This window comes from Streptomyces sp. NPDC091371, from assembly GCF_040684275.1.
Classification (GTDB): Bacteria; Actinomycetota; Actinomycetes; order Streptomycetales; family Streptomycetaceae; genus Streptomyces.
Genome location: NZ_JBFBFP010000061.1, coordinates 16,765 through 37,285 on the forward strand (window position 1 = coordinate 16,765; position 20,521 = coordinate 37,285).

Below are 20,521 nucleotides of genomic sequence, written 5' to 3' on the forward strand. Positions count from 1 at the left end.
AGCCGCGTCCCGCCCGGAATCCGGTTGTGGCCGCGGCCCGGGAGCGCGTAGGAAGGGCCCGTGATCAGCGGACAGCTGGCCGGCCTGCGCGCCCGCCTCCCCGAAGACGTACCCCTCCTGCACGCCGAGCTGTACGAGGACGTGGCGACGCGCTCCCGCGCCGACTCCCGCCCCTGGCGCCCGCGCCCCGCCACCGGGGGCTTCTCCCCGTACGAGCCCGCCGCCCCCTCCGACGAGGCCGCGGTCTTCTCCGTCGTCGACCTCGCCACGGCGGAGCTGGCCGGCGAGGCCCTCCTGTGGGGCATCGACCAGCACAACCGCTCCGCCCACCTCGGGCTCTCGCTGCGCCCCGGCGCCCGCGGCCGGGGGCTCGGCGCGGAGGCCGTCCAACTGCTGTGCCGGTACGGGTTCACCGTGCGCGGGCTGCACCGGCTCCAGGTGGACACCCTCGCCGACAACACCGCCATGATCCGCGCCGCGACGGCGGCCGGATTCACCCTCGAAGGCACCCTGCGGCGCTCCGCCTGGGTGTACGGGGAGTTCCTCGACGAGGTGCTCCTCGGTCTGCTCGCGGAGGACTGGACGAAGTCCGCGGAGTGACAACTCCGCGTACTGGTCCGGGTATTGAGCGTGAGCTGGCCTGCGGCCAGGGTCCTGGGGGGGGGAGAGAGAACCGGTGGCGCGTCGCAACAACATGTCCTGCGCGGGAATCGGCTGCATGGGCCATCTGCTGCTCAACCTCGTGGCGATGGTCGGGGCCGTGCTGGCGTTCCCCGTGGTGATCCCGGACGTGATGGCGGAGCAGACCCCGCCGCTGGAGGTGACGGGGTTCGAGCAGTGGGCCGTCGTGTACGGCGTCCCCGTCGTGGTGGCCTTCGTGCTCGTCGCCGTCGCCGGGCGCGGCGGGCGCTTCGTCTGGTGGCTGTTCCTCATCCGCGGTGCCGTCCTGCTCGCGGCCGTCGCCCTCGCGGTGCGCTACGTCGACGGGAGGGTGGCGGGCGAGGCGTGGAACCTGCGCGCCGCGGCTGTGAGTTCGACCGCCGGGCTGGTGGCCCTCGCCGTCTACCTCGGCGTGCGCTGGTGGGACAGGTCGCAGGGCGCGCGGCCCGTCCCGGGCGAGGTCTGGCTCGCCATGGTGCCGCTGCGCGAGGACCCGAAGCAGGAGCTGCGCCACTACTGCGTGGTCCTGGCGACCGGCCGCGGCTTCGCCGAGGTCGCCCAGATCACCAGCAAGGACAAGGACGGCCGCCGGGACCACATCCGGATCCCGAACGACGGCTGGGACGAGGTCTCCGGCCGCCCGCACTGGGTCGAGATCGGCCGGGAGCCGCGTACGGTGCGCTACCGCGGGTTCCTCAGGTCCCGCCCGCAGGGCCGCTGCCCGGACGCGGTGTTCGCCCAGCTCCAGGCCCGCCGGCCGGCGGGGCCGTCGCCCGCGGCCGGCTCCGGGCCGGGGCGGGGCGGCGCGCCGAACGCGGCACGGGGCGCGGCCCGGGCGGCCTCCCGGGGCGGGCTGTGGGCGAAGGCCACCCGGTACCTGCGCTGACCGCGGGGCTCACCCGGCGGGGTCGGCCGCCACGCGGAAGCCGATGTTCCCGGCCGAACTGTCCGGGGTGTTGCGGGTCCGGGCGGCGACCCGGTAGCGGTTGCAGTACGAGTCGTGGCACATGTGGGAGCCGCCGCGCATGGCCCGCTCGGGGCCGCCGGCGGGGGAGAAGCGGTCGGCGGACCACTCCCACACGTTGCCGACCGCGTTGTACAGCCCGTACCCGTTGGGCCTGAAGGACTTCGCGGGCGCGGTGCCCGCGTACCCGTCGGCCCGGGTGTTGTGGGCCGGGAAGTCGCCGTTCCAGATGTTGCACATGTACCGGCCGTCGGGGCGCAGTTCGTCGCCCCACGGGTACCGCTTCTGCTCCAGGCCGCCGCGCGCCGCGAACTCCCACTCGGCTTCCGTGGGCAGCCGGGTCCCGGACCAGGCGCAATACGCCAGCGCGTCGTGCCAGGAGACGTGGACCACGGGGTGGTTCTGCCGCGCGGCGAAGGAGGACCCGGGTCCCTCCGGGTGGCGCCAGTCCGCGCCGGACACCGCCCGCCACCACGGGGTGCCGGCCACCGCCGGGGACGCGGCGGCGAGTTCACCGCCGAGGAACCCCGCGAAGACGAAGCTGAATCCGAAGGACTCCGCCTCGGTGACGTGGCCGGTGGCCTTCACGAACGAGGCGAACTGCGCGTTGGTGACGGTGGCCGGGGCGATGCGGAACGCCCCGACCACCGCCTCCCGGACCGGCCCCTCGCCGTCCGCGGCGAATCCGTCCGGGTCTTCCGTCCCCATCAGGAACCTGCCGCCCGCGAGCGGAACGAGATCGCGGACGGCCCGCGCCGCGGCAGGATCGGCCGCCCGCTCCGCGGCGGCCGGGACCTCCGGACGCCGGACCAGGGTCAGCAGGTCGGCGGACGGCTCGCGGCCGGGGGTGCAGCAGGGCTTGGGCGGCATGGAACTCTCCAGAGGGGGACGGGTGGGGGATCAGGCCGTGCGGTCGGCGGCCAGCGCCGCGGCCAGGGCGGGGATGCCGAGCGCCTGCTCCTGCTGCGGGGTGGCCTGGTGGAGCAGGTTCTGCAGCTGGTAGGGGTCGCTCACCAGGTCGTAGTACTCGCGGAAAGTCACCTGCCCGGTGCCGGAGACCGCGCCCGTGGCATCGGTGTGCAGGTCGTAGTACTCGGTGTACTGCTTGTCCTTGGCCACGTACGAGGCCCAGGTCTTCGGCCCGGTGCCGCCGGTGCCCTGCTTCCACCACTCGACCAGCAGGTGGTCGCGGCTGTAGCCGGTGAGCAGCGAGTGGCCGTCCTGCGGGGTGTCGGGGGTGATCCCGGCGGCGTCGAGGATGGTCGGAGCGATGTCGATGTTGGCGACGACGCGGTTGTCGACGGTGCCCGAGCCCAGTCCGCCGGCCGGCCAGGAGAGGTAGAAGGGGACCTCGTGCGCCGGGCTGTACGGAACCGACTTGGCGGTCCAGCCGTGGTCGGCCCAGCCGAAGCCGTTGTCGCCGACGTAGATCACCAGGGTGTTGTCCAGCTGTCCGAGGGCGGCCAGCTTGTCGTGGAAGGCCTGGACGGCGTCGTCCACGGTCAGCAGGGTCCGCAGCTGCTCGGCGCGGATCTGCCGGCCGTCGGCCAGGGTCCCGGTCGCGTTCTGGATGTAGGCGGGCTTGTCGCTGCGGTCGCTCTCGGGAACGGAGGGGCGGCCGTTCCAGGCCGGGACGACCGTGTCCGCGTACTTGGCCTCGGGGGTGCGCGGACCGTGCGAGGCGTAGGGGGTGACGTACGCGAACCAGGGGCGGCTGTCGGTCGCGGCCTTGTCCAGGAAGTTCAGCGTCTTGTTCTTGATGATGTTGGTGGTGTAGCCGTTGATCGTCTGGACCGTGCCGTCGACGTTCCAGTTGGCGTTGGTGTAGGCGGGCTGGAGCAGGGCGAACTCCTCGAAGTGCGGCGGGTTGTCCGCCAGCGTCCAGGAGTTGAGGTACTTGCCGAACAGGCCGGTGCGGTAGCCGGCCTGCTTGAGGTAGCGCTGCACGGTGGTGTGCTGGTCGAGGCTGTGGGACGCGGCGTTGTTGCGTACGCCGTGGTTGTGGGCGTAGCGGCCGGAGAAGACCGACGACCGGGACGGCGAGCACAGCGGCGTGGCGACGTGGCCGTTGGTGAACTTCACGCCCTGGTCGGCGATCCAGCCGATGGTCTTCTGTATCGCCCAGTCGGTGTGCTTGGGCTGGTCGTCCGTGACGATCAGCAGGATGTTGGGCCGGGTGGCGGACGCGGTGCTCGCCGCGGCCGACTGGGCCAGGGCCGGGGTGGCCGCGGCCGCCGCCACGGCGGCGGCGCCGGCGAGGAAGCCGCGTCTGCCGACCGAACCGGTCCGGGGCGTATCGATGTGCTCGCTCACGAGGGTCTCCTGTACGTGCGGGGGAGTGTGACGTACGACCGGGGGGCTCCCGGCAGCGCTCGCGCGCAACCGGAACCTGCAGGTCAGACCCTAGAATTCAGTTCTCCGCCACTCAATGACTGCCGCATGGCAGTGCCGTTCCAGTGCTGTGCCGGGGATGTGCCGGGGATGTGTCGCCGTCATGACGGCGACATGCCGCCCACACGACCTGCCGGTCAGAGCCGGTGGACCCGCTCCCCGTCCAGGCCCAGCGCGGAGCGCCCGGCGGCGAGGATCCGCAGCCCGGGCGCCACCGCGAGCAGGTCCCGCAGCCAGGCCAGGGCGTCCGCGCCGAGCTGCTCCGCGCCGTCCACGACGAGCAGCATGTCCCGCTCCGCCAGCCAGGAGGCGACGCTCGCGGTCCGCCCGCCGGGCAGGAACGGCATGCCCGGTACGCAGCCCAGCTCGGCCGTCAGCTCCCGCACCCCGAACCGGCCCCGGGCCGGCTCCACGGAGACGACGGCGACCCCGTCGTAGAAGTTCGACGCGAGCCGCCGTGCGATCTCCCGCACCAGCACGCTCCGCGGCTCGCGGAACCCGCCGGCCACGGTCAGCACCCGCCCCCGCCGGACGACGGTGAGGAGGCGGGACAACTCGACGGACGTCGCGGGCAGTGTTCCGGACGATGACCCTGAATCCCTCATCGGCACGATGCCCCCCATTGCATGCGTGACCAAGCGCGGCAACAGGGTTCAATCAAGCCGCGTGACGACGATTATGCGCCACTTGCGGCGGAAGGCCAGGGGAATGTCGTATTCCTGCGGGGCTACTGACGGCGGCGCAGGCCGAGGGAGACGAGGAGCGCCGCCACGAGCACGATCGCCGCGTCGATCGCCAGCACCGTCCGCACGCCGTTGAAGAGAGAGGCCTGCGTGGTGGCCAGCACGCCCAGCAGGGGGATGCCGATGGTGAGGCCGACCTGCTGGGTGGTGGTCACCAGGCCGGTTGCCAGACCCTGTTCCTCGTCGGGCACCCCGCTCGTCACGACCAGTCCGTACGAAATGATCGCGCCGAGGTGGCACATGCTGGCCAGCGACACCGCCACGGTCGCCGCCAGGGCCCCCGACTCCGCGCCCGTGGCGAGCAGCGCGGCGGTCAGCACGCCCTGTCCGGCCAGGGAGCCGGCCAGGGTGCGGCGGGCGCCGAACCGGCCGATGAGCCGGGGAGCGTACGAACCGGCGAATACGGACGCGATGCCCTGGACGCCGAAGACCAGACCCGTGCGGAAGGCGGACAGCTCCAGCGTCTCCTGGAGGTAGAGGGTCAGCACGAAGACGACCGCCGACATCATCGAGAACGTCACCAGACCGCCGAGATTGCCCCAGGCGACCGTGCGCCGCTTCAGCATCGGCAGCGAGACGAGCGGGGCCGACGACCTCGACTCCACCACCACGAAGGCGGCCAGCAGGGCGAGTCCGACGAGCAGCGTGCCCCAGACGTCCACACCGCCGAAACCGCGCTCGGCCGCCGACGTCAGGGCGTAGATCAGCGCGAGCAGTCCGCCGGTGACCGTGACGGCGCCGGGTACGTCCAGCCGCGGCCGGTCGGTGTTGCGCGACTCCGGCAGCAGCCCGGGGGCGAGGGCCAGGACGACCGCCGAGGCGACCCCGAGCAGGCCCATGGTGGAGCGCCAGCCCAGCGTGTCCGTCATGACGCCCCCGAGCACCATGCCGATGGTGAACCCGAGGGACAACAGCGTGCCGGAGATCCCGAGCGCCTTGTCCCGCAGCGGCCCCTCGGAGAACGTCGTGGTCAGCAGGGACATGCCGGTGGGCACGATGACCGCCGCGCCCAGGCCCTGCAGCGCCCGCCCGGTCAGGAAGGACGCCGGGTCCCAGGCGAGGGCCGCGAGCAGGGAGGCCGCGCCGAAGAGCACGAGGCCGGACAGGAACAGCCGCTTGCGGCCGTACAGGTCCGCGATCCGGCCGAAGAGGAGCAGGAAGCCGCCGGAAGGCAGCGCGAACGCGGTGACCGCCCACTGGAGGCCGGACCGGCTCAGCCCGAGGTCCTTGCCGAGCACCGGGAGGGCCACGTTCAGTACGGAGAAGTCGAGGGCCACCATGAACTGGGCGGCGCAGAGGACGAAGAGGACCAGCTTGGAGCGGCCGGAGAGCCGGTCGTGCTCGGGAGCCGCGGGCTGCGGCCCGATGGTTGCCGTCTGTGTGTTGATCGTCATGACCACCACCCTCGTGGCCCGGGAATGCCCGTGGAGAGTGGGAACTTATCCTGTTGGCGCCACCACCAGGCAGCCGGACAGGGGGACTCCGTGGCCACACCGATCGACGAGCACCGGCGGACCGAGCTGCGCGGGTTCCTGATGAGCAGACGGGCCAGGATCAGCCCGGCCGAGGCGGGACTGCCGGACGGCGGGGCCCGCCGTCGCACGCCGGGGCTGCGCCGCGAGGAGGTCGCCGTGCTCGCCGGCGTCGGCGCCTCCTGGTACCAGTGGCTCGAACAGGGCCGCGACATCACGGTGTCCGCGCAGGTCCTGGACTCGGTGGGCCGGGTGCTGAAGCTCACCAGCGCCGAACGCCGGCACCTGTACGTACTGGCCGGGCTCAATCCGCCCGCCCTCGAAGTGGCCCCGGCCGACCGGGACATGTGCGGGGGACTGAAGCGGCTGATCGACGCCTGGATGCCGTTCCCCGCGCACATCATGGACGCCTACTGGAACACCGTCCTGTACAACGACGCGGCCGCGCTGGTGCTCGGAATGCGCCCGGAGGTCGTGCAGAACTGCCTGATCGCCTTCTTCACCGACCCCGTCTACCGGGCCCGCTCCCCGCACTGGGAGGAGATCGCCGGAGAGGTGGTGGCCCAGTTCCGGGCGGCCTGCTCGGAGAACCCCCACGACGAGGGGTTCCGGGCCGTGGTCGAGGAGGCCCGGGAACTCAGCCCGGAGTTCGCCGGGTTGTGGGAGCGGCGGGACGTCCGCCCCGCCGGCCAGACCCGGAAGCAGATGGAGCATCCGGTCGTGGGCACCCTGTACGTGGAGTCGACCCAGCTGCGCGTGCCGGCCCGCCCGGACCTGGCGATCGTGCTGCACACCCCGCTGCCGGGCACCGACACCGCCGAGAAGCTGGAGTGGCTGACCTCGCCGGAGGGCCGGCGCGGCTCGATGTACCCCGTGGCGGGCTGAGCCGGGACGCCCGAGGAGCGGGGGCGGGGCCGGGCTGCCCTCAGGGGGTGACGAACTCCGGCTGGTCCAGCACGCGCAGCCAGCTTCCGTCGGGCTGCCGTCGTACGACCTGGGCGCGGGCCCCGGCGCCGTCCTTCGGCGGGGTGGAGGTGAGGGCGACGTCACCGCTCACCAGGGTCGGCAGCGGTGCCTCCTGCTCGAAGACCGGGCCGTGGGCCAGCACCTGCTCCCACAGCTCGCGGATCGCCTCGCGGCCGACGGTCTGCCGGCCGGGCGGGTAGGCCAGCACGGCGTCCTCCGCGTAGAGGGCGGCGACGCCTTCCGCGTCCCCGGCGTTGGAGCGCTCGACGAACAGGCGGGTGATGTCCTCGGGTCGCATGGCCTTCTCGTACACGGTTCCTCCGGTCGTTGTGCCTCGCTGGCTCGTGCGTTCCAGAGTCGCCGCCCTTGAACCAGAAGTCCAACAGATGGATCTTCTGACAACTAGAATTTCCAGTCATGGAACTGAGGCAGCTCGAATACTTCGTGGTCGTCGCCGAGGAGCAGAACTTCACCCGGGCGGCCGAGCGCGTGCACATCAGCCAGTCCGGTGTCAGCGCCCAGATCCGCCGGCTGGAACGGGAGCTGGGCGCCGAGCTGTTCGACCGCTCGGGCCGCACCGCCACCCTCACCGCCGCCGGAGCCGCCGCCCTCGCCCCCGCCCGGGCCGCCCTCGCCGCGGCCGAGGCGGTCGGCCAGGCGGTGGGCGAGGTGTCCGGCCTGCTCCGGGGCCGGATCACGGTCGGCATGGTCGTCGGCTGCACCATCACCCCGCTGTTCGACGCCCTCGCCCACTTCCACCGGGCCCATCCCGGCGTGGAGATCGCCCTGCTGGAGGACAACTCCGACCGGCTCGTCCACGGCGTGCGGGCCGGCGCCGTCGACCTCGCCCTCATCGGGACCGCCACCGCCAACCCCGCCGGACTGGAGGCGCTGACCATCGTCAGCGAGCGGCTCGTCGCCGTCGTCCCGCCCGGGCATCCGCTGGCCGGGCAGCGGCGCGGGGTCGCTCTGCGGGACCTGGGCGCCCACCCGGTCGTGTGCATGCCCCCGGGCACGGGACTGCGTACGGTGTTCGACCGGGCCTGCGCCGCACGCGGCATCGAACCGGCGATCGCGCTGCAGGCCGGAGCGGCGGACGCCATCGCCGATCTCGCCGCCCGCGGGCTCGGCGTCGGCGTGCTCAGCGAGTCCATGGCCGCGGCCTGCGCCGACCGCCTCACCGCCCGCGTCATCGAGGACGTCGACACCCCGGCCCTGCTCTCCCTCGTCTGGCGCCCCGCCCCCGGCCCCGCCGTACGCGCGCTCGTCACCCACGCCCACCAGGCCTTCGGCGGGCGGCCTACCGGCGGTGGCCCCGGCGGGGGATGATCCGGGGGACAGCCGCGCCGCACCCGGCGCCACACCCGAGCGCACCCCGCTCCGCATCCCGAGCGACATCCCGCTCCGCATCCACGGAGGACCCGTGATCGTGCCGATCCGTCCCGACGGGGCCGAGTCCCCCGGCGGCCTGCCAGCCGGGACCCCTGGCGAGTGCCCCGCCGAGTTCCCCGGCGGGCAGGCACTGTTCCGCCTCGCCCCCGGCGTCTCCCACCTGAACCACGGCTCCTTCGGCGCCGTCCCCGTCCCCGTCCAGGAGGCCCAGGCGGCGCTGCGGGCCGAGGCCCACGCCGACCCCGACGCCTTCTTCATCGCCGTCGCCGACCGGCTGGCCGAGGCCCGCGCCCGGATCACCGCGCACCTCGGTGCCGACCCCGACGGCCTCGCGCTCATCTCCAACGCCACCGAGGGCGCCAACCTCGCCCTCGACGCGATCCCCTTCGCGGACGGCGACGAGATCCTGGTCACCGACCACGGCTACGGCACCGTCGTCGCGGCCGCCGCCCGCCGCGCCCCGGTCACCACCGTCGCCCTCGACGCAGGCCTGCCCGACGAGGACGCCGTGCGCGAGACCGTGCTCGCCGCGCTGACCTCCCGCACCAAGGTGGCCGTCCTCGACCACGTCAGCTCGCCGACCGCCCGCTTCATCGCCTCGCCCCGGCTCCTCGCCGACTTGCGGGAGCGCGGGGTCACCAGCGTGGTCGACGGCGCCCACGCGCCCGGCATGCTCGCCGACCCGCTCGCCGGCGGCGCCGACTTCTACTTCGGCAACCTCCACAAGTGGGGCTACGCCCCGTCCGGCAGCGCCTTCCTCGCGGTCGCCCCGCAGCACCGCCGCCGGATCCGCGCCCACGTGCCCTCCTGGGAGGACGAGCACGGCTTCCCGCGCTCCATCGAGTACCGCGCCACCGTCGACTACACCGGCTGGCTCGCCGCCCCCGAGGGCCTCGACCTCATCGAACGCCTCGACGCGGGCAAGGTACGGGCCCACAACAGCGCGCTGGCCGCCCACGGCGCGGCCCTGCTCGCCGAACTCCCCGGCATCACCCCGCTGCCGCACGCCGACGCCCTCGCCATGCGCGCCCTGCGGCTGCCGCCCGGCGTCGCCGAGACCCGGGACGACGCCACCGAGCTGCGCGAGCGGATCGCGGCGGAGCAGGGCATCCGGGTGCTGGTCTGGCCCTGGCCGGGCGGCGGCGGCATCCGCGTCTGCGGGCAGATCTACAACCGCCCCGCGGAGTACGAACGCCTCGCCGCCGTCCTGCCGTCGTACCTCAGGCGCGCCTGAGCAGGTACGTGTCCATGATCCAGCCCTTGCGGGCCCGGGCCTCGGTACGCAGTTCCTCGATCCGCCCCGAGACCTCGGCCAGCTTCCCCGAGACCAGGATCTCGTCCGGGGTGCCCACGTAGGCGCCCCAGTAGATGAAGAGGTCCTGGTCCAGGTGGGCCGTGAAGGCGTGCCGCGCGTCCAGCATCACCACCACGTCGTCCACGTCGTCCGGCCAGCCCTCCGCGAGCCGGCGCCCCGTGGTGATCTGGACCGGCCGCCCGACCCGGTTCAGGTTGGTCCGGTGCCGGGCCAGCAGCGCGGAGATGCTGCTGATGCCCGGTACGACCTCGTGCTCGAAGGCCACCCGGCCCCGCTCCAGCACCTCGTCGAGGATCGCGAGCGTGGAGTCGTACAGGGACGGGTCGCCCCACACCAGGAACGCGCCGGTCTCGCCCTCCGCCAGATCCCCCGCGATGAACCGCTCGAAGAGCTCGGCCCGCGCGCTGCGCCAGCCGTCCACCGTCGGGGTGTAGTCGGCGGGCGTCCGGTCCCGGTCCGGGTCGCGGCCCTCCACCAGCCGGTGGCCGGGGCGGGCGTGCTCTTCGAGCATCGCGCGCCGCAGCCCGGTCAGATCCGCCTTCTCCTCGCCCTTCTCCAGGATGAGGAATGCGTCCGCCGCGCCGATCGCCTTGACCGCCTGGAGGGTCAGGTGGTCCGGGTCGCCCGCGCCTATGCCGATCACTGAGAACTTCTTCACCCGGCTATTGTGCCCATCATGCGCGTCGCCCTGTTCGTCACCTGCGTCAACGACGCGCTGTACCCCGGCACCGGCATCGCCGTCGTACGGCTCCTGGAGCGGCTCGGCGTCGAGGTGGACTTCCCGGAGGCCCAGAGCTGCTGCGGCCAGCCGCAGTACAACACGGGCTATCGGCGCGAAACGGAACCCCTGCTGCGGCGCACCGCGCAGGCCTTCGCCGGGTACGAGTACGTGGTCACCCCCTCCGGCTCCTGCGCCGCGATGATCCGCGAGCACTACCCGCGCATCGGCCGCAAGGCGGCGGGGGAGGGCCGCGGCACCGCACTCGCCGAGGCGGCCGGCTCCCTCGCGCCGCGCGTGTACGAGCTGACCGAGTTCCTCGTCGACGTGCTCGGGGTGACGGACGTCGGCGCGTACTTCCCGCACACCGTCACCTACCACCCCTCCTGCCACGGGCTGCGGAGCCTCGGGCTCGGGGACCGGCCGCGCCGCCTGCTGGCCGCCGTCAAGGGCCTGGAACTGGTCGAACTGCCCGGCGCCGAGGAGTGCTGCGGCTTCGGCGGCACCTTCGCCGTCAAGAACCCGGACGTGTCGGCCGCCATGGGCACCGACAAGATCGGCAACGCGGCAGCGAGCGGGGCCGAAGTGCTGTGCGGCGCCGACAACTCCTGCCTGGCCCATCTCGACGGCCTGCTGCGCCGCGCGGACGCCCCGATGCGGGCCGTGCACCTCGCGGAGATCCTGGCCGCGACCGAGGAGGACCCCCTGCCATGAGCGGTACGTATCTCGGCATGCCGGCCTTCCCCGCCGCCGCGCGGGAGGCCGTAGGGGACGAGGTGCTGCGCGCCAACCTCCGCCACGCCACGCACACCATCCGCGGCAAGCGGGCCCGGGCCGTGGCCGAACTGGAGGACTGGGACCGGCTGCGGGCCGCCGGAAAGGCGATCAAGGACCATACGCTCCGTCACCTCGACCGCTACCTCCTCCAGTTGGAGGAAGCGGTGACCGCGGCAGGCGGCACCGTCCACTGGGCGGCCGACGCGGACGAGGCCAACCGCATCGTCACGGACCTGGTGCGGGCCACGGGGGAGCGGGAGGTCGTCAAGGTCAAGTCCATGGCCACCCAGGAGATCGGCCTCAACGAGGCCCTCGAGGCAGCCGGAATCGCCGCCTACGAGACGGACCTCGCCGAGCTCATCGTCCAGCTCGGCCACGACCGGCCCTCACACATCCTGGTCCCGGCCATCCACCGCAACCGCGGCGAGATCCGCGACATCTTCCGCTCCGAGATGGCCAGTTGGGGACGCCCCGCCCCCGAAGGACTCGGCGACGAACCCCGCGAGCTCGCCGAAGCCGCCCGCCTGCACCTGCGCGAGAAGTTCTTGCGCGCCAAAGTCGCCGTCTCCGGAGCCAACTTCATGGTCGCCGAGACCGGCACCATGGTCGTCTTCGAGTCCGAGGGCAACGGCCGCATGTGCCTGACCCTGCCCGAAACCCTGATCTCGGTCGTCGGCATCGAGAAGGTCGTCCCGGCCTTCCGCGACCTGGAGGTCTTCCTCCAGACCCTGCCGCGCTCCTCGACGGCCGAGCGGATGAACCCGTACACGACGATGTGGACCGGGACCACAGATGGCGACGGCCCCTCCGCCTTCCACCTCGTCCTCCTCGACAACGGCCGCACGGACACCCTCGCCGACGAGACCGGCCGCCAGGCCCTGCGCTGCATCCGCTGCTCCGCCTGCCTCAACGTCTGCCCCGTCTACGAACGCGCCGGCGGCCACGCCTACGGCTCCGTGTACCCCGGCCCCATCGGCGCCATCCTCAGCCCCCAACTCCGGGGCACCGGCAGCGAGATCGACGCCACCCTGCCCTACGCCTCCACGCTGTGCGGGGCCTGCTACGAGGTCTGCCCCGTCGCCATCGACATCCCCGAGGTCCTCGTCCACCTGCGCGAACGGGTGGCCCAGGGCGGCCCGGTGACCCGCGACGGCATCCGGGTCCGGATCCGCCCCGCACACGGCCACACCGCCGAACGGGCAGCCATGCGCGCCGCCCGGCTGCTCCTGGACCGCCCGGCCGCCCTCCGCGCGGGCGAGCGGCTGCTGGCCCGGGCCCGCCGGCTGGCGCCCCGCCGGCTCCCGGGACCCGGACGGGCCTGGACCGACACGCGCGAACTGCCCGCCGTCCCGGCGCGGTCCTTCCGCGACTGGTGGACCGACCGCGAACGGGAGACCCCGCAGTGAGCAGCAAGGACCGCATCCTGGCCCGCATCCGCCGGGCGGCCTCCGGCCCGGACGCCGAAGTCCCCCGCGACTACCTGCGGGTCCACGGCGCCCGCACCCCGGCCGAGAGCGCCGACCTGCTCGCCGCCAACCTCACCGAGTACCGCGCGAAGGTCCACCGCACCGACGAGGACGGCATCGCCCCGCTGCTCACGCGGCTCCTCGCCGAACACGGCTCGCGGACGGTCCTCGTACCGCCCGCCCTGCCCCCGCACTGGCTCGCGGCGGCCGGCCCGGCCCGCGTCCACGACCGCGCCGAGTCCACCCCGTACGAACTCGACCGGGTCGACAGCGTGGTCACCGGCTGCGCCCTCGCCATCGCCGAGACCGGCACGATCGTCCTGGACGGCGGCCCCGACCAGGGCCGGCGCCGCATCACCCTGATCGCCGACCACCACATCTGCGTGGTCCGCGTCCCCGGGCAACTCGTGGACTCCGTACCGCAGGCCCTCGAACGCCTCGACCCCACCCGCCCGCTGACCTGGATCTCCGGCCCCTCCGCCACCAGCGACATCGAACTGGACCGGGTGGAGGGCGTGCACGGCCCCCGCACCCTGGAAGTGATCCTCCTCGGCCCCTAGCCGCCCGGCGGGGGGATCAGCCGGGGTGCCTCGCCCGCCGGGTCGATCCGCTCCCCGGCCGCCACCCGGCCCGCCAGCTCCCGGGCCCACCGGACCAGCCCCGCCACGTCCATCCCGTACGCCTCGCCCCGCCCGGCCAGGCCATCGGCCCCGCGCCGCAGCAGCCGCGCCCCGCCGACCGCGTTCCCGCGTGCCGCGTGCGTCAGCCCGACCGCGAGCTGGGCGAGCCCCCGCCAGAGCGGCGCCTCGGCCTCGGTCCCTGACTTCCACGCGTCCTCGAACACCTCGTGCGCGTGGAAGGGCATCCCGGCGTCCAGCAGCCGCTGCGCCTCGCGCACGGTCTCCCGGGGCGAGCGCACCACCCCCTCGGGCTGCCGCTCCACCCCCGGCGCCCCGTAGGGCAACGGCCGCCCCAGCCCATCCCTGGGCCGAGCGCTCCGCGCCCGCCCGTCGACATCCCGATCCCGTGCGTTCACCCACACATCCTCCCCCGGGCCGATTACCGGTGCATGCGCACCCCTCAGCGTGGGGTAATGTTCTGCATGTGCCCGGCGGTGAGGGGAAAACCCCAGATCACAGGCACAACGGGACGTGGCGCAGCTTGGTAGCGCACTTGACTGGGGGTCAAGGGGTCGCAGGTTCAAATCCTGTCGTCCCGACTCGTAAGAGTCGCAGGTCAGGGGCCGTTTTGGAGCAATCCAAAACGGCCCCTTGATCGTTTTTGGGGACCAGTTGGGGACCAGGGCGTCAGTGCGGGTCAGATTGCGGTGACGACCGTGACTGGCAGCGAACGAGGTGCACGGAGCACCATGAGGTGCGCAGACAGCGCGGCACCAGCTGCGGTGATCTGGCCGGCGTCGGGGTGCAGGTACCGCTGAGTGGTGGTCAGCGAGCCGTGCCCGGCGATCTTGCGCAGGACGTGGAGCGGCACGCCGGCGTCGGCGAACCAGGTCAGTCCGGTGTGGCGCAGGTCGTGCCGTCGTAGGTGTTCGAAGCCGAGTTCCGCGACGACGTCGTCCCAGTGAGTGGCGTCGCGCAGGACCGCAGTGGAGATGCGACCGCCACGCGGTCCGAAGAAGATCCGGGCATCGGGGTCATTGCCGACGGCCAGCAGCCGCTGGGCAACCATCGGCCGTACTTCCTCGATCAGGGGTACCTTGCGGGCGCGCTTTCCCTTGGTGGCCTTGTCGACGAGCCCGCCTTGGGCGGGGGTGGTCTGCCGTCGTACGGTCCCCGCTAGCGCAGTGGTTGGTGCGGGGGGTGGTGCGGAGTATGGCCCCGCGGGCCGGACTTCGGCCGCGGGCATCGCGTGGGCGCACCTTCTGTGGCTGAGGCCAAAACAAGAGTGCCTGCGGTGTCATGCAGCAGGCCGTGCGTCTCCCCTTCTTCAGTGAACGATCCCCGGAAGCTGGCCGCCGGGGTCAACATGAAGGGATCTGAGATGGAGTTCGTCTTGGTGGCGCTGGCGGTGGTGCTGCTTTCGGGCATGACGAAGCTGATCAAGAGCGCGGCCGACCGTAACCGGGCGCAGGGGGAAGCCCTCCTGATCAGGGCCCGCGGAGAGGCCGCCCGGCAGGAGGCGAAGGGGAAGGCCGAGATCATCCGCGCCCGTATGGGCGGGGTACTGGCCGAGGCCGAGGCCAAGGCCGTACGGAGCGGGGGTAGGAATGCCCGAGCCTGACCGGGGTTCGTTCGAGGACGACGTCGTCGCCATGTACGAGAAGAACGGGAGGGTGCTGGTCCGGCACGCCAGGCGGTGCCTAAAGGAGGCCGGGATACCGGCCTCCCGGGTCGGCGCCGAGGACATCGTCCAGAACGCGATCGTGATCGCGCTGGTCAACCAGGACAAGAAGCCCATCGAGGACTTGGGCGCCTACGTCTACAGGGTCATCGCCAACCAGGTGCGAGACGAGGCCAGGCGCCGGGGTGTCGCCGATCCGATCGACTCGACCGAACCCGGCACAGCCGGCGGCAAAGTGCTGTGGGTGTCACAGGTCGAAGACGACGTCGCCGGCCGGCTCGACGTCGAGAAGGCACTGCGCGAGATGTCCCCGCAGCAGCGCCGACTCATCCTGCTGTCCAAGGGTGTCGGCTACTCCCATGAGGAACTCGCCCAGGCCACCCGGCTCCACCGAGGAACCATCGGACGGCACATCGCCCGAGCCACCCAGGCACTCACCACCGCCCTCGGGACCATGCTCGTAGCGGCCTTCTTCTTCGTGGCCGCGTACGTACCCACCCTTACCTTTCCTGCGCCTGACCCTGCAGGGCCATCCGAGGACTACCTCACCGAGATCTTCTCCGGAGCCGTCGCCGCCTTGGCGGCCATCGGAATGCTGTTGATCAAGTCCCGTCTGGGAAAGTACCGAGGCAATGCGCTAGCCCTGCGCCGCGACCTGGTCCTGCACAAGTTGCTCAGAATGCAGCAGCAGGTCAGGGAGGATGTGGGAAAGGACTTCCCGACGCCTGCCGACTACGCCGCCTGCCTGGGTATCAGGGAGCGCTGGATCAACGAAGCGGTCCTGAGGAAGGGGCGCGTCTACGTGCCGGAGGGACAAGAAGGCTCCGTCATCCCGCTCTACATGCTCTTGCCCCTTACCAGGTATGTCACCGGCGTCAGCATCAGCGAGAACGGCAACAACGTGATCATCCTCGACGCGACGAAGAGCCGGTACTGACGGGTGACCTCATGCAGGGGCCGGCCTTCCGCCGGCCCCAAAAGAACTATGGACGCCGTGTCATGCAGGCTCCAGGCTCACTCCCCTTCCTTCATGGAACAACTCACCGGACGGGTGCGGATCATCTAGCCAATTTGCGTGCACAAGGGCCGCCCGGCCCGAGCCGGGAGAGCGAGCACGGTGGCTGGGACCGGGGGTGGTGCGGAGTAGCTCCCGTGCGCCGGACTTCGACCGCCCGCATCACGTGGGCGCACCTTCTGTGGTCGAGGCCAAAAGCACACAGCGTGACAGTCCCTCGGCCTGTTGGTGAGGCGTCCCGTCAGGCGGGCTCCAGGGGCCTTATCCGCTCATCCGATGGGCTCTCTTTTCGTCAACCAGGGATGTGGGCCCACCGTGGATCGATGCTGGTCGGCTGGCGGTTGGTGAGTGGAATGGGGAGGTTGCTGTCGTGCGCAGAGTAGACGTCAGTGCAGCGCAGGGCTTTGAGGTTGCGTCGGTTCCTCGTCGGTATTGCTGTCGGGTTCGCGGCTGCTACCAGGTGAAGCTCGGCGATGAAGGGGCTGGGCGGAGTGGAGCTGCCCGGGCGAGGCTGGTGCATGTCGACAGACCCGGACGGTTTGCCGGTGGGGAGATCCGGTCGGATCATGGGAAGTGGACCATTTGGCTCGCAGTCCATGGCGGGAGTAGCGATGTCCAGATTTTGATTCCGTCCAGGTGGCAGTTGTACCGGACCCGAATGACCTGGGAAACCTGGCCGGGGGAGCGTTGCGGGAGCGCTTCGCCGAGCGGATCGACGAGCTGGCCGCAACGGTGAACGAGGTGGCGGACGGTCTGCGCGCCCGGCTCGTGGCCAGTTCTGACCTTGCGAAGGGCGGCTGGGGCCTCGACGCGGTAGACATGGAGTTCTCGGTCGAGCTGGAGGCCGCATCAGGCGTCGTGCTGGCCAGAGCCTCGGTGACCGGAGGGTTCGCAGTCACTCTGTCGTTCCGGCGGAGTGAGCCGTCGCGGGGGTGAGCACCGGTGTTCTCGATCGCGGTCGGTCGGCTCGTGCCGGACAACGATCCCGCGGGGCGGGTTGGGTCGGCCTTCGTGATCTCCGATGAATACGCCCTGACGGCATGGCACGTTCTGTGCCCCTCCAGTGGGTGCGCAGCTTCCGGCGAGCAGCCCACGGCCACCGGTCGACTGGTCTTCGCCGACGGCGCCACGACGTTCTTCGAGCTTGAAGACCATGACGCAGAGCTCGACGTCGCTCTTCTCCGGATCACCTCGCCTCCGGCGAACCTCAGATCCGTCCCGCTGGGTGCTCTTCGATTCCCTGTCGATGACGCGGTTCTGGCGGTCGGTTGGCCGCTGGCAAGGCCGTTCTCCGGCGATCTGGACCATGTCCGCGCAGTCGTCGTCACTCCCGACACTACGATCTTCGGGGGGGTGCCGAGTCTGAAGCTGTACTCATCCGAGGCCGCGGCGGGCAAGGCATTGCAAGGCCTGAGCGGCGGGCCCGTCCTGTTCCGAACGAGTGCCGATGTGGGAACGGGACCGGGTTACGCGGTGGGCGTCGTCCGCTGGAACCCGCCGCGTCCAGACGGGACAGCGCTCGGCGGCACCTTCTACGCCACCCCTGTTGATCTGGTGACCCGGCGATGGCCAGACCTTCTCCGGTTCGTGCCGCCACGCCGCAACCTGCCGTCCGCCTCGAAAATCGAACAGTTCCTTGCCGACCAACTGGGAACGGCCGTCGACCACCGGCCGTTCGGCGGCCGCGCCGCCGAGCTCGGTCGGCTCGACGCCTGGCTGCGCTCGGCCGACGGTCCGCCGTGCATGCTGGTGACCGCGCCATCGGGTGCCGGCAAGTCCACCCTGCTGGCGCGCTGGTGGCAGCAGTTGGCGAACACCCCGTCGGACGAGGAATCATCTCTCTTCGTGCCCATCAGCGCGCGCCACGACATCGGCGGCGCGGACGCCGTCCTCCAGGCGGCCGTGGCGAGACTGGCCGTTCTGCACCACGAAGACCCGATGGCAACGCAGGCCGCGAGCATCGACCAGCTACGCGACCGGCTCGCGGACTATCTCGCCCTGCCCGCGCCGCATCAAGGCCGACTCGTGCTGATTGTCGATGGGCTCGACGAGAGCCTCGGATGGGATGTGTCACCCACCCTGCTGCGCCCCGCCGGCTTCGGCAGCGGTGTGCACGTGGCGGTCTCGGCCCGGCTGACCGCGCAGCGCCCGGATACCGAGGCATGGAGGGATGCCCTGGGCTGGTCGCCCGGGAGCACTGCGAGCCTTCACCTCCTGCCGCTGACCGAGGATGGTGTGGCCGCTGCGCTGCGGAGTCTCAAGCCACCCTTGGAGGAGACGCTCCGGGACCGGGCCAGGCCGATCCTCCATCACGTCACGCATGGAGATGCGTTGGTTCTGGGCCTGTACCTGCAAGAGTTGCAGGATGCGTCCGACCGGCCTGCCTGGCTTGCCGATCTCGAGCACCTGCCTGCTCCGTACGGTCTCGACGGCTACATGCAGCGCTGGTGGGCGGGCCAGGAGCTGCTCTGGCGGGGGCCGATCGCCTCCAGAGGGGCCCGAGTCGGACAGCTCTACAGCCTCCTGGCGTGCGCTCTTGGTCCGATCCGCAGACTCGATCTCCTGTGGATCGCCAAACAGTTCGGGCTGTTGGGCGGGGACGAACTCAACGCAGCCCTGCACGATCTGGGCCGATGGGTCATCACTGACAGCGCCAGGTCGCCGACCGACACCACCTACTCGCTCTCTCATCCGCGCTTGGCCGAGCACCGCCGCGGCGAGCTCGCGCGGGACGGCGAGCTGAGCACCTATGACGACGTGTACCTCTCCTGGGGCCGTTCCACTCTGGAGGCCGTCCGGCAGGACGGCGAGGCCGCTCGGGCGGCGCACACCTACCCAGTGCGCTTTTATGGAGCGCACCTGGAACGGGCCTACGCCTCCGCGGCGGAACTGTTCGCGCTGGCCGGCGCCGACTGGCGTGCGGCCTGGGAGTTCGCGACCGAGGAGTTCCAGGGCCACCTGGGCGACGTACGCAGGGCCCTCCTGGCAGCCGAGGCGGAGAACGACGACGCGATTGCCTCTGGACGAATGGCCACTCGTCTACCGGAGCAGATCGCCTGCCAGGCCGCGATCGTGGAAACCTCGGTCAACGCGGCCCTGATCACCCCCGGGCTGGTGGCGCAGCTGCGCCACCACAGCCTGTGGACGGACCGGCAGGCACTCGCCTATGTGCAGAGCATCACCACGCCATACGAGCGTGGCCACGCACTGAGGCTGGTCGCGCCCGAGCTGAGCCGGGCCGCCACCGAACACGCGGCCGTCCTGTGCACGGCTCTGCAGGAAGAGGGCGAGCCGGAGGCCGTCGCCGAGGCGCTGGTCGGATACGCCCTCCACCTGACCGGCACCGGTCAGGTGGACCGTGCGCTCTCCGTCCTGTCGGCACTCCCGCACGAGTACCAGCAGGCTCATGTCGCGGCAGCATTGGAACTCGTCCGGGTCGTGACAGGCGAAACACGCGCCCGCCTCGTGCGCACCCTGTTCCGCCTCGCGGAAAGCGAGCCCCCCGACCGGGCCCGGGGAACCGTCCAGGCGATGGCGGAGCAGATCGATCGCGAGACGGCCGCCGCCGCCATCGGTCGGGACCCGGCCTTGGAGGCCTTCCGGCTCCTAGGTGCTCACCCGCCCCTCGCTCCAACGTCGGTAGCCGGTGTCTGGGCCCAGACGGACTTGCTGAAAGTAGTTGCGCCATGGATCCCGGACGCCGACTGGCCACAGATCAGCCAGGACGCCTTGGCGGTTCAGGCCCGGAAGATCTTGGAGGAAGCGGACGGCGAGCTCAACCGGGTCCGGCGCAGGAAGGAACGTGCGATCAACGATCAGAAGTTCAATTTGGCTACGCTGCTCCTGATCCAGGAGCAGAACCTGATCATGGACAGGCGTGAGCTGGCTGCCCATGCGGAACGGACCAGGCGGATGACCGTCGAGCCCGAGCTGGCGCTCGGCAGACTGCTGGCCGTAGAGCCCGAACTGATGCCCTATCTTTCGGGAGACCCGGGGGAGGTCGCGGCCATGGTCATGGCCTACGGCGCGCAGCACTTCACGCGCGCGTCGCTCGGCAGACTGCTAGCTCGCCTCGACGACCAAACTCGCGCCGACACTCTGCGGGACCTCGCTGCCCTGCTCTTGAAAGACCCGGAGCGAGCCGATCGGCGGGAGCTGCTCCACGCGATGGCGTCACTCGGGCACGTGGCCCAAGTGCTGGTCTTCGTGGCGGACCACCCGGCCCTTCCCGGTCTGCGCGAGGACCTAGGGCGTGTCTTCAAAGGGGTCTGAGCCAGAGGAACAGGGACGCGATGGTGACGGCTGCCTGGTAGGACTCGCGGGTTTTGTCGTAGCGAGTGG

At 71.6% G+C, this 20,521-nt stretch carries 19 protein-coding genes, 1 tRNA gene and 1 pseudogene; 13 read left to right on the forward strand and 8 right to left on the reverse strand.

The window, feature by feature from the left end:
- Positions 1 to 60: 60 nt before the first annotated feature.
- Together AB0O21_RS36655 and AB0O21_RS36660 are read left to right on the forward strand one after the other, a co-directional pair.
- Positions 61 to 600, forward strand: coding sequence for a GNAT family protein (locus tag AB0O21_RS36655; protein ID WP_365179056.1), 540 nt, complete (start codon positions 61 to 63; stop codon positions 598 to 600).
- 76 nt (positions 601 to 676) lie between these two features.
- Positions 677 to 1,546, forward strand: coding sequence for a hypothetical protein (locus tag AB0O21_RS36660; RefSeq protein WP_365179059.1), 870 nt, complete (start codon positions 677 to 679; stop codon positions 1,544 to 1,546).
- 9 nt (positions 1,547 to 1,555) lie between these two features.
- On the opposite strand, the gene AB0O21_RS36665 is transcribed toward AB0O21_RS36660, so the two are convergent.
- The 4 genes from AB0O21_RS36665 to AB0O21_RS36680 form a co-directional block, all read right to left on the reverse strand.
- Positions 1,556 to 2,494 (reverse strand): formylglycine-generating enzyme family protein, encoded by a 939-nt coding sequence (locus AB0O21_RS36665; protein WP_365179062.1) that lies wholly within the window; start codon positions 2,492 to 2,494, stop codon positions 1,556 to 1,558.
- A gap of 30 nt (positions 2,495 to 2,524) precedes the next feature.
- On the reverse strand, positions 2,525 to 3,937 hold the full coding sequence (locus AB0O21_RS36670) for a sulfatase (RefSeq protein ID WP_365179065.1): 1,413 nt from the start codon (positions 3,935 to 3,937) through the stop codon (positions 2,525 to 2,527).
- 215 nt (positions 3,938 to 4,152) lie between these two features.
- The gene (locus AB0O21_RS36675; RefSeq protein ID WP_365179067.1) at positions 4,153 to 4,569 is read right to left on the reverse strand and encodes a hypothetical protein; all 417 of its coding nucleotides are present in this window, start codon (positions 4,567 to 4,569) and stop codon (positions 4,153 to 4,155) included.
- A 173-nt stretch (positions 4,570 to 4,742) separates the two neighbouring features.
- The gene (locus AB0O21_RS36680) at positions 4,743 to 6,152 is read right to left on the reverse strand and encodes an MFS transporter (RefSeq protein ID WP_365179070.1); all 1,410 of its coding nucleotides are present in this window, start codon (positions 6,150 to 6,152) and stop codon (positions 4,743 to 4,745) included.
- 141 nt (positions 6,153 to 6,293) lie between these two features.
- On the opposite strand from AB0O21_RS36680, the gene AB0O21_RS36685 reads away from it, so the two are divergent.
- Complete coding sequence (locus tag AB0O21_RS36685) at positions 6,294 to 7,115, forward strand: helix-turn-helix transcriptional regulator (RefSeq protein WP_365179106.1); 822 nt, start codon at positions 6,294 to 6,296, stop codon at positions 7,113 to 7,115.
- 40 nt (positions 7,116 to 7,155) lie between these two features.
- Here the strand turns inward: AB0O21_RS36685 and AB0O21_RS36690 are convergent, their stop codons facing one another.
- Positions 7,156 to 7,494: a nuclear transport factor 2 family protein gene (locus tag AB0O21_RS36690; RefSeq protein WP_365179109.1), complete on the reverse strand. Its 339-nt coding sequence runs from the start codon at positions 7,492 to 7,494 to the stop codon at positions 7,156 to 7,158.
- A 119-nt stretch (positions 7,495 to 7,613) separates the two neighbouring features.
- Here AB0O21_RS36690 and AB0O21_RS36695 point away from each other — a divergent pair, with 119 nt between their 5' ends.
- Both AB0O21_RS36695 and AB0O21_RS36700 read left to right on the forward strand, forming a co-directional pair.
- A complete protein-coding gene (locus tag AB0O21_RS36695; protein ID WP_365179073.1) occupies positions 7,614 to 8,525 on the forward strand; it encodes a LysR family transcriptional regulator in 912 nt (303 codons plus the stop codon).
- Positions 8,526 to 8,619: 94 nt separating this feature from the next.
- The gene (locus tag AB0O21_RS36700; protein WP_365179076.1) at positions 8,620 to 9,822 is read left to right on the forward strand and encodes an aminotransferase class V-fold PLP-dependent enzyme; all 1,203 of its coding nucleotides are present in this window, start codon (positions 8,620 to 8,622) and stop codon (positions 9,820 to 9,822) included.
- Here the strand turns inward: AB0O21_RS36700 and cobF are convergent.
- Positions 9,809 to 10,561: a precorrin-6A synthase (deacetylating) gene (cobF, locus tag AB0O21_RS36705; protein WP_365179079.1), complete on the reverse strand. Its 753-nt coding sequence runs from the start codon at positions 10,559 to 10,561 to the stop codon at positions 9,809 to 9,811. The genes AB0O21_RS36700 and cobF overlap by 14 nt on opposite strands.
- A gap of 18 nt (positions 10,562 to 10,579) precedes the next feature.
- On the opposite strand from cobF, the gene AB0O21_RS36710 reads away from it, so the two are divergent.
- From AB0O21_RS36710 to AB0O21_RS36720, 3 genes are read left to right on the forward strand one after another with little or no spacing between them, the layout of a single operon-like run.
- The gene (locus tag AB0O21_RS36710) at positions 10,580 to 11,335 is read left to right on the forward strand and encodes a (Fe-S)-binding protein (RefSeq protein ID WP_365179081.1); all 756 of its coding nucleotides are present in this window, start codon (positions 10,580 to 10,582) and stop codon (positions 11,333 to 11,335) included.
- Positions 11,332 to 12,804 carry a lactate utilization protein B gene (locus AB0O21_RS36715; protein ID WP_365179084.1) on the forward strand — a complete coding sequence of 491 codons (1,473 nt, stop codon included), beginning with the start codon at positions 11,332 to 11,334 and terminating at the stop codon, positions 12,802 to 12,804. The genes AB0O21_RS36710 and AB0O21_RS36715 overlap by 4 nt, the downstream gene beginning before the upstream one ends.
- Complete coding sequence (locus AB0O21_RS36720; RefSeq protein WP_365179086.1) at positions 12,801 to 13,424, forward strand: LUD domain-containing protein; 624 nt, start codon at positions 12,801 to 12,803, stop codon at positions 13,422 to 13,424. The genes AB0O21_RS36715 and AB0O21_RS36720 overlap by 4 nt, the downstream gene beginning before the upstream one ends.
- On the opposite strand, the gene AB0O21_RS36725 is transcribed toward AB0O21_RS36720, so the two are convergent.
- The gene (locus tag AB0O21_RS36725) at positions 13,421 to 13,807 is read right to left on the reverse strand and encodes a DUF309 domain-containing protein (RefSeq protein WP_365179089.1); all 387 of its coding nucleotides are present in this window, start codon (positions 13,805 to 13,807) and stop codon (positions 13,421 to 13,423) included. The two genes, AB0O21_RS36720 and AB0O21_RS36725, sit on opposite strands and share 4 nt — an antisense overlap.
- A 202-nt stretch (positions 13,808 to 14,009) precedes the next feature.
- On the opposite strand from AB0O21_RS36725, the gene AB0O21_RS36730 reads away from it, so the two are divergent.
- A tRNA-Pro gene (locus tag AB0O21_RS36730) sits at positions 14,010 to 14,083 on the forward strand.
- Positions 14,084 to 14,181: 98 nt separating this feature from the next.
- On the opposite strand, the pseudogene AB0O21_RS36735 reads toward AB0O21_RS36730, so the two are convergent.
- A pseudogene (locus AB0O21_RS36735) lies at positions 14,182 to 14,655 on the reverse strand (tyrosine-type recombinase/integrase); the annotation flags it as partial.
- 159 nt (positions 14,656 to 14,814) lie between these two features.
- Here AB0O21_RS36735 and AB0O21_RS36740 point away from each other — a divergent pair.
- The 4 genes from AB0O21_RS36740 to AB0O21_RS36755 all read left to right on the forward strand — a co-directional run bounded on the left by AB0O21_RS36740 (position 14,815) and on the right by AB0O21_RS36755 (position 20,452).
- Complete coding sequence (locus AB0O21_RS36740; RefSeq protein WP_365179092.1) at positions 14,815 to 15,105, forward strand: hypothetical protein; 291 nt, start codon at positions 14,815 to 14,817, stop codon at positions 15,103 to 15,105.
- Complete coding sequence (locus tag AB0O21_RS36745) at positions 15,092 to 16,102, forward strand: sigma-70 family RNA polymerase sigma factor (protein ID WP_365179094.1); 1,011 nt, start codon at positions 15,092 to 15,094, stop codon at positions 16,100 to 16,102. The genes AB0O21_RS36740 and AB0O21_RS36745 overlap by 14 nt, the downstream gene beginning before the upstream one ends.
- Positions 16,103 to 16,816: 714 nt before the next feature.
- Complete coding sequence (locus AB0O21_RS36750; RefSeq protein WP_365179097.1) at positions 16,817 to 17,116, forward strand: CU044_2847 family protein; 300 nt, start codon at positions 16,817 to 16,819, stop codon at positions 17,114 to 17,116.
- Positions 17,117 to 17,122: 6 nt separating this feature from the next.
- The gene (locus tag AB0O21_RS36755; protein WP_365179100.1) at positions 17,123 to 20,452 is read left to right on the forward strand and encodes a serine protease; all 3,330 of its coding nucleotides are present in this window, start codon (positions 17,123 to 17,125) and stop codon (positions 20,450 to 20,452) included.
- The last annotated feature ends 69 nt before the right edge of the window (positions 20,453 to 20,521 follow it).